Raw genomic sequence first — 6193 nt, 5'->3', positions numbered from 1 at the left:
ACTTATCAACCAACCCAAGAATCTAACCATTTTAGCCAAATCCTTGTTTCTCAACAAGTTTTTATCTGCATCACCGCCGATGGATGTGCATTCTACAGTATTTCAGTTCAGGTGCAACCCCCTTTTTCAAATTTATTTAAATTATTAAATCAAGCGACTATTTTTTGCACAAATAAGGCTGAAAATGTGCGATTTGGTCGATTATTTGCTCAGTTTTATTTTTTTCTTGCCAGTGTAACGGCCTGCAATCGATATATTCACAGTATCCAGTCCCCTCATAGTTTTCATTTCCCCATAAGAGTTGATAGTGAAAGCTGCCCACATAGCCTGCAGCCAAACCAAATTTATAATCACCTCGGCTTTGTGCTGTCAGATGAAATACAACTGCATCATTTTCTGAATATTGCCATGTAAATTCTCGTGGTAAATACATGTCACGCCCATTCGGTGTTTGCACCTTTGGATAGACACGGCTGACATCAAAAATGACTTGATGATCATAAAGTACCGAATGTTGTTCATTCGATTGTATTTCAATGCGAGAAAAAACAATGTTATTCCATTGATTCCTAAGTTCAGACAAGATGATCTGAAAGTCTGAATTGACCTGAATAATTTGATAGGTAAAAAAGTGAAAGGCAATAAAAGGTAAATAGATGGCTCGGGCATGTTTTAAAATTCCCTGCGCCTCAATTTGATAGTGTTGTTTTTTATAGGTGATTTCCCCTTCACATTGGCAGCGTACATACCAGTAATCCCCTACCCCCCATTGCAAAGCTGAATGGTTTTCAATGTCCGTGCCAATATTGACTTTGAGCTGGCAACTGAGTTCCTCATCATCACGCTTAAAATAATAATTTGGGAAATCAACCTGAATATGATCAACATCTAGAAATTGATAACGATCTTGCTCTAATTGACACTGCTCTTTGGCGCTATAACTTTTGAGATGTCCGACAGTCGATAAACTACTGGCAACTAAAACCGTCGCAGTATCGATTGCAGTCGTGGTAATCGCACTGGCGTTATAACAAATGGGGATGCGAGGTTGGCCGATTAGGCTAATGAAATTTAAATAATGAAAGGGTTCAGGTAAATTGGGCAAGATCAAAGCCTGATAGACGATCTTAAATAAGCCTTTAGGTGGGTGGAACGTTAAAGCATCTGACTTATTAAGGTTCAGCTGCTTTAATTGATTGTTATTCATCAATATTGGCATACTGAACCTCCGTATTTTAACTTGTTATTTTGGCATCATTTTTTTTGGCAAATAGTGTCGTTACAAATCCTGAAAGGACGTAGATGATACAGACAATCAGTATCCCTACAGGAATGTTGTACGTGATTGCAGCAAAAATCAAGACCACAGGTAACATCACGACGAAAGGTACACGCTTACGGTCCATTTGTTTAAATGAATAGTATTTGATGTTGGAAATCATCAGTAAACCCACAGCAACCATAACCACTGAGTTAATCACTTGAATAACAATATCATTTAAATCAAAGATGAATGGATAATCACGGCCGACCCAAACCAATGAAATCACCGTCACTGCTGCAAGAGGACTAGCAATACCAATGAAGTAACGTTTATCTACAACACCAATCTGTACATTAAAACGTGCTAAACGGAAAGCTGCACAAGCCGTATAGATAAAGCAACAAGCCAAACCAATACGCCCAAGATCATGTAAACTCCAGCTATACATCAAGATCGCTGGGGCAACACCAAACGCCAACAAGTCAGAAAGCGAATCGTATTGCTCACCAAATGCACTTTGTGCACCAATGGCACGTGCCACACGACCATCTAATCCGTCAAGTAATGCAGCCAAGAAAATGGCATAGATCGCTTGATTAAAGTTTCCATTCATACTGGCAATAATAGAATAAAAACCAGAAAGCAGTGCGGCTGTTGTAATTAAATTCGGCCATAAATAAATACCACGGCGTTTCACTTTTTGTCCTTCGTGCGTATGCTCTTCTTCTTCTACTTCAAAAGTGATTCCATCAAAAGAATGATCTTCTTTATTCAAATTAGAATCAGGTTTAAGAGAATTTGTCATTATTTTCAATTCCTCGAGAATATTTGGACATTGATGGGTTATTCACCCACCAACCAACGCACAGCAGCATGTCCACCATTTTCACTCATGCGCAAATGTGGAAACAACCATTGTAATGCTTGATCCGCATCTTCTGAGAACTTCCAAGGTGGGTTAATTACCAATAAACCACAACCATTTAATCCAACTGGTGTGTCATCTGGCCATACGCAAATTTCACAAATGAGCTGACGGCGAATCCCCGTTTTCATCATTTTCTTTTCAAAACGCTCAATCATGGCGCGATCTTTGATTGGATACCACACAGCAAATACACCGGTTGGCCATTTTTTATGTGCGGCTTGGAGTATTTCAACCAATTGCGGGAAATCTTTACGCTCAATTTCGTAAGGAGGGTCAATCATGACCAATCCACGCTTTTCTTTAGGCGGAATGACACCCATCAAGCCTTCATAGAAATCACGCTCATGCAAACCCGCACGTTTATCGCGAATATTAAAATACAATTGCTGAAATACATCACGCTGCATTTCAAATATAGTCGCTTTATCAATATCACGCATGCCTTCAAGTGCAAACCAAGGTGAACCTGGATAAGCACCTTTACCCGAACCTGCACGCATATCTTCAACAATTTTAAGATATTGTTTTACACCTTCAGGCGCATTACGTTTAATCGAATCGTCAAGCTTGACCAAACGATGGATACCCGTTAAGAATTCACCTGATTTTTGTGCTTCCGACGTAGATAAATCATATTTACCTGCACCACCATGGGTATCGATATATCGATAAGGTTTATCTTTAGCATTTAAACGAGCGAGCAGTTGAAGCAAAAGTACATGCTTCATAACATCGGCAAAGTTACCCGCATGGAAATGGTGACGGTAATTCATGTTGACAATTTATTCCTCAATTCAGCAGGTAGTTTAACATGAAAATAGGGGCCGATGACATTTCACCTTGCGAGCTCTAGCTCTCATTGCGACTGTAGACATTTTTTAGCTGATACAAGGCATGGTTTACGAAATTTAGTATCCTAAATGAGAAAAACATAACGCTGTAGCAGCAAAAAACGTCACAGTCCTTGAGCTTCGCCTTGCGCTGCAACCAAAGCAATGCTTTGCTTTTGCTCAGGGTTATAGCTAAAACTACCCTAAACTTCGTTATGAAACTTGACAAGGGAATCGCCATTGCCTACGTTCCATGCCTCGTTTATGTCGTTTTAGCTTATAACGCAAAGCATGGTTGAAACGTCAGCAGCCCCTAAATTATTCTTTAGCGTTGATGTGATCGTCTAAAATTGTCCTGTAATCAACCCAATGTCACTGGAGTGCCATGCAAGCAACCTCTCTCCCCCAAGCTTTTAATCTTCAATCTTGGAATTTGGACCAAGTGCTGAATGATTTAAATGAATTTGGTTTTGCCTTGATTGATCAAGTGTATTCAGATGAATATGTACAAGCACTTGCACATGAATGTAGTGCTCATCTTGCAGAATTCAGAGCAGCTGGGATACAAAATGGTGTGGTCAGCCATATCCGCAGTGATCATATTTTATGGATTGATGGACAACTGCCGATTGCACAACAACATCTACAAACGCTAGAGCATTTATCGCAAGCATTGAATCAGGCCTTCTATTTAGGTATTAAAGAAGTTGAGGCTCATTTTGCCTGCTATAACGCAGGCGAATTTTATGCGTTGCATCGAGATAATCCGCAGCAGAAAAACGACCGAATGATTTCAACCGTGTTTTATTTGCATGAAAATTGGCAAGAGGATTGGGGTGGGCAATTACGCTTACAAGATAAAAAGGATCAATGGCATATCATCCAACCGCAACCGAATCGTCTGGCGATTTTTCAAAGTGACGTTTTGCACGAAGTCCTGCTTTCCAAACAACAGCGTTTATCGATCACCGCATGGCTACGCAGTGGCGGTTCTATTTGGAATCAGCGCTAAGACCTTTAAATTACTAAAAACACCCTTATATACCACGCATAACTGACGATTTTGGATCAATGAATGTCAAATGAAACTCAACAAGTGGTTGCTCGAATTGGTGAAACAGACCAACTCTATTTAGACAGCAATACTCCCGAACTTGCTCTAGAGCGTGCTGACCTACGTTTGCAATTAGTGGTACTGAGTCATATTCGTCAGGAACAATTGCATTTCTTGCAAGAAGCCATCGTACTGCTTGAACAAGCTCGTGTTGAATATGATGAAATGCCATTAAGCTTGTATTTAAATTTGTCTTTATGTTTAGCCAAAGCCTATATGATTTACTTTGAGTTGACTAAAGAACAACGCTTTGCCTTGATTACCCAACAGATCTTAAAACCTTTGGCATATACAGAACACTTAGATATTTATTTCTTCTTGGCTTACGCTTCAGCTGCTAAGCAAGAACTCGCACTCACACGGCATTGGCTAACGAAATACGTATCTTGCTTGGATCATGATTTAGAGTTATTACAACTCCACCCTGCATTTAATGCCATACGCCAAGAAGATTGGTTTAAAACCTTGATTCAAAAAAAAGCTCACTAATGTGAGCTTTTTTTTGATCGGACTAATGAATTATCTGGTGCTATCGACATGCAGTTGTTGATTCAACTCATCAATCACGATCGCCCACTCATCATCTTTATCCCAGTGACTTTTGAGAAAATCACGCTGTCCTGCACTCCAGAACTCAGCTTCATGTAACTTTTGATCAGCGGGTAGTTGATGAGTTTTCACAAAATTTTCGATTGCTGCCTCATCAGCCCCAAGCCCAAGTTGTTCGAATAAAAGCTCAAGTGTCGGTTGCTGTTCAAACATTGTTATTCTCCAAGTGATGTCCTTTATCAAAATAATCTAACAGTAAATCGCCTTGGGATGCAGCGATAGGTCTATCTTTTCTTGTTGTTTTTTGTTCTTAAGCGACATAAAAAAAGCACTCTCAAAGAGAGTGCTTTCAATTTATCAAAAAGATAAATTATTTAACCATGTCAGCAATTGCTGCACGTTCTTCTTCAAGCTCATTCAACGTGAAGTTGATGCGCTCACGGCTGAACTCGTCAATTTCTAAGCCTTGAACGATTTTGTATTCACCGTTTTCAGTTGTTACAGGGAAACCGAACATTACGCCTTCTGGAATACCATAAGAACCATCAGATGGAATACCCATCGTTACCCATTTGCCGTTTGTGCCCAACGCCCAATCACGCATATGGTCGATTGCAGCGTTTGCAGCTGAAGCAGCTGAAGACAAACCACGCGCTTCGATGATCGCAGCACCACGTTTACCAACAGTTGGAAGGAACACATCTTTGTTCCATGCCGCATCGTTGATTTTGTCTTTTAAGCTTACGCCATTTGCAGTTGCAAAACGGTAGTCAGCATACATTGTTGGAGAGTGGTTACCCCAAACAGTCATGTCTTCGATGTCAGAAACTGCAACACCTGCTTTTTGAGCAAGTTGAGTTAATGCACGGTTGTGGTCAAGACGTAACATTGCGGTAAAGTTTTTCGCTGGAAGATCTGGAGCAGATTTCATTGCGATGTATGCATTGGTGTTTGCTGGGTTACCAACAACCAATACTTTAACGTCACGGCTCGCAACTTCGTTGAGCGCTTGGCCTTGACCGATAAAGATTTCGCCATTCACTTTCAACAAGTCAGCACGTTCCATACCAGGACCACGTGGGCGAGAACCAACTAATAACGCATAGTCAGCATCTTTAAATGCAACTTTAGGATCATCAGTCCCGATCATGCCTGCCAATAATGGGAAAGCACAGTCATCAAGTTCCATCATCACGCCTTTAAGCGCTTGTTGAGCTTTCTCAAAAGGAACTTCAAGCAATTGTAAAATTACTGGTTGATCTTTACCTAACATTTCTCCGCTTGCGATACGGAATAATAAGCTATAACCAATTTGACCAGCAGCGCCTGTAACGGCAACACGAACGGGTTGCTTCATGTGATATTCTCCAATGAGATGCGTTTGCACGATTGAACGCTATTATTATTCAATCGAATTATCATAAACGGCAAAGATTGTACTCTAAAGCGAATACAGATGCATGTAAAAGAGAATGAATTTCAACGAAAGTCTAATAGAAAATACAAAT

General features: G+C 40.3%; 7 protein-coding genes. 2 read left to right on the top strand and 5 right to left on the bottom strand.

Features of this window, described 5'->3' with window-relative positions; all coding sequences use genetic code 11:
* Nucleotides 1–157 precede the first annotated feature (157 nt).
* Genes V6E90_RS16740 through V6E90_RS16730 form a run of 3 tightly spaced genes read right to left on the bottom strand, consistent with a single transcriptional unit; the run spans nucleotide 158 to nucleotide 2965 of the window.
* Nucleotides 158–1219 carry a DUF6670 family protein gene (locus tag V6E90_RS16740; protein WP_016542465.1) on the bottom strand — a complete coding sequence of 354 codons (1062 nt, stop codon included), beginning with the start codon at nucleotides 1217–1219 and terminating at the stop codon, nucleotides 158–160.
* Nucleotides 1220–1235: 16 nt separating this feature from the next.
* Complete coding sequence (pssA, locus tag V6E90_RS16735) at nucleotides 1236–2069, bottom strand: CDP-diacylglycerol--serine O-phosphatidyltransferase (protein WP_016542464.1); 834 nt, start codon at nucleotides 2067–2069, stop codon at nucleotides 1236–1238.
* A 38-nt stretch (nucleotides 2070–2107) separates the two neighbouring features.
* On the bottom strand, nucleotides 2108–2965 hold the full coding sequence (locus V6E90_RS16730) for a 23S rRNA (adenine(2030)-N(6))-methyltransferase RlmJ (RefSeq protein WP_004802589.1): 858 nt from the start codon (nucleotides 2963–2965) through the stop codon (nucleotides 2108–2110).
* A 442-nt stretch (nucleotides 2966–3407) separates the two neighbouring features.
* On the opposite strand from V6E90_RS16730, the gene V6E90_RS16725 reads away from it, so the two are divergent.
* Both V6E90_RS16725 and V6E90_RS16720 read left to right on the top strand, forming a co-directional pair.
* The gene (locus V6E90_RS16725) at nucleotides 3408–4034 is read left to right on the top strand and encodes a 2OG-Fe(II) oxygenase (RefSeq protein ID WP_016542463.1); all 627 of its coding nucleotides are present in this window, start codon (nucleotides 3408–3410) and stop codon (nucleotides 4032–4034) included.
* A 63-nt stretch (nucleotides 4035–4097) separates the two neighbouring features.
* Nucleotides 4098–4625 (top strand): hypothetical protein, encoded by a 528-nt coding sequence (locus tag V6E90_RS16720; RefSeq protein ID WP_332605962.1) that lies wholly within the window; start codon nucleotides 4098–4100, stop codon nucleotides 4623–4625.
* 30 nt (nucleotides 4626–4655) lie between these two features.
* On the opposite strand, the gene V6E90_RS16715 is transcribed toward V6E90_RS16720, so the two are convergent.
* Together V6E90_RS16715 and V6E90_RS16710 are read right to left on the bottom strand one after the other, a co-directional pair.
* Entirely contained in the window at nucleotides 4656–4898 is a 243-nt protein-coding gene (locus V6E90_RS16715) for a DUF2789 family protein (protein WP_004802586.1), read from the bottom strand.
* A 157-nt stretch (nucleotides 4899–5055) separates the two neighbouring features.
* The gene (locus V6E90_RS16710) at nucleotides 5056–6042 is read right to left on the bottom strand and encodes a malate dehydrogenase (protein WP_004655942.1); all 987 of its coding nucleotides are present in this window, start codon (nucleotides 6040–6042) and stop codon (nucleotides 5056–5058) included.
* Nucleotides 6043–6193 lie beyond the last annotated feature (151 nt).

The organism is Acinetobacter sp. ESBL14, from assembly GCF_036668815.1.
Lineage (GTDB): Bacteria > Pseudomonadota > Gammaproteobacteria > Pseudomonadales > Moraxellaceae > Acinetobacter > Acinetobacter gyllenbergii.
Note: the sequence above shows the minus strand (reverse complement) of the source record. Positions and strands in the feature narration are given on the sequence as shown.

What these genes read in the sequence shown, in the direction of transcription:
- V6E90_RS16720 (WP_332605962.1), top strand. Translation starts at nt 4,098, where the DNA reads ATGTCAAATGAAACTCAACAAGTGGTTGCTCGAATTGGTGAAACAGAC.
- V6E90_RS16740 (WP_016542465.1), bottom strand. Translation starts at nt 1,219, where the DNA reads ATGCCAATATTGATGAATAACAATCAATTAAAGCAGCTGAACCTTAAT.
- V6E90_RS16715 (WP_004802586.1), bottom strand. Translation starts at nt 4,898, where the DNA reads ATGTTTGAACAGCAACCGACACTTGAGCTTTTATTCGAACAACTTGGG.
- V6E90_RS16730 (WP_004802589.1), bottom strand. Translation starts at nt 2,965, where the DNA reads ATGAATTACCGTCACCATTTCCATGCGGGTAACTTTGCCGATGTTATG.
- V6E90_RS16710 (WP_004655942.1), bottom strand. Translation starts at nt 6,042, where the DNA reads ATGAAGCAACCCGTTCGTGTTGCCGTTACAGGCGCTGCTGGTCAAATT.
- V6E90_RS16725 (WP_016542463.1), top strand. Translation starts at nt 3,408, where the DNA reads ATGCAAGCAACCTCTCTCCCCCAAGCTTTTAATCTTCAATCTTGGAAT.
- pssA (WP_016542464.1), bottom strand. Translation starts at nt 2,069, where the DNA reads ATGACAAATTCTCTTAAACCTGATTCTAATTTGAATAAAGAAGATCAT.